This window comes from Veillonella montpellierensis DSM 17217 (assembly GCF_000426745.1).
In the GTDB taxonomy this organism is placed as follows: domain Bacteria; phylum Bacillota; class Negativicutes; order Veillonellales; family Veillonellaceae; genus Veillonella; species Veillonella montpellierensis.
This window is the reverse complement of sequence record NZ_AUFY01000037.1, coordinates 1-1,487: the sequence shown is the minus strand read 5'-3', so window position 1 is coordinate 1,487 and position 1,487 is coordinate 1. Positions and strand designations below refer to the sequence as shown.

The window sequence follows — 1,487 nt, the reverse complement described above, 5'->3', positions numbered from 1 at the left end:
TCATGAGCTGTTTTATTTTCGTCTACATATTGTAACCGTGTAATACCATCTTTACCATCAACGCCAGCCTTCCCTTTAATAGCGGTCATGTCGATGCTTGGTGTTTTACCATCTTCACCTTTATCGCCAGTTAAGCCTAAGTGACCAATGCCATCTTTACCGTTCAAGCCGGCTATTGTAGGTGCTGGGTCACCCGGTTTACCAGGTTCGCCCTTGATGGAAAGTCCTTTTTCACCAGCTTCACCTTTTAAGGTGATACCATCTTTACCGTCAATACCTACACCAGACTTACCATCTTTACCATTAACGCCGATTTTACCATCTTTACCAGGCTTACCAGCTTCACCTTTTTCGCCTACAGTAATTGTATCTGCGCTTTGGTCTCTCGTAGCCGAGATTTTAACTTTACCATTATCGTTATCAATTTGTACGTTTTCACCAGCTTCAAATTCAAGAACATTCGCTGCTGTATCAGTATCTGTTGGTTTTTTCAATGTTTTAACATCAGTTCCACCAGCTTTTACTTGAATGGTTTGTAACGCATTTTGACCCGCCTGTGACGAAGTTGATAATTCCGACTGAGTAACTACTTTGTTACCATCGTCTGCTTTTGGGGTACCAATGTAGAGACCACCTTTTTTATTCGTCAAGGTAATTGGTTTCTTCTTATCTGGATCTTGCGGAGTATCGCTATCTTCCAAGGTAAGCGTATTCGCTTTAATATCTTTCGCTAATTTCACATGTAATTTGCCATCAGTAGTGTTAGCAAAGACACCAATATTACCTTCTGTAAAGTCATCTACTGTTTTATTCTCGCCAATATCACCAACGATGTCCACTTGGTTATTTAACTTCTTCTTTAATACGTTAGTGCCATCAGCCTTAGCGTTATCGCCAGCATATTTCATGCCATCCGTTAAGGTTGCCACTTGATGATCCTTACCAGCTTTATCTTTATAGTTCAAACGGGTAATTTTATCTGACTCTTTCTTCGGATCACCATCGACATCAGTATCGCCTGTAATAGCGGTCATGTCGATGCTTGGTGTACCGTCTTTACCAGCTAATTCTAAATGACCAACACCGTCTTTACCGTTCAAGCCGGCCACTTGTGTTTTCCCGTCTTCGCCTTTGATGGAAACGCCATTTTTACCAGCTTCGCCGGTCATAGATATGCCATCAGTACCATTGATACCGATTGTGCCATCCTTTCCATTTTTACCAGCTTCACCATTTGTATGGCCTGTTACCGTGATGCCGTCAGCACCATTAATGCCTACAGTACCATTTTTACCGTCCTTGCCATCTTTGCCATTAGTACCAGTGACAGTCACACCTTTTTGACCGTCGATACCGACTTTGGATGTACCATCCTTACCATTAACACCGATGGTGCCATTAACGCCATCTGTACCATTTGGTGTAGTTGGACCTTCGCCAAGCTTAATGATATCAGTAGGTGTCTTAGTGCCATCGCCATTATCTAC

The 1,487-nt window shown here is 42.4% G+C and carries 1 pseudogene; it reads right to left on the bottom strand.

Going from position 1 to position 1,487, the window contains the following annotated elements:
• Positions 1 to 1,487 (bottom strand): annotated as a pseudogene (locus K357_RS09805) (hypothetical protein); the annotation flags it as partial.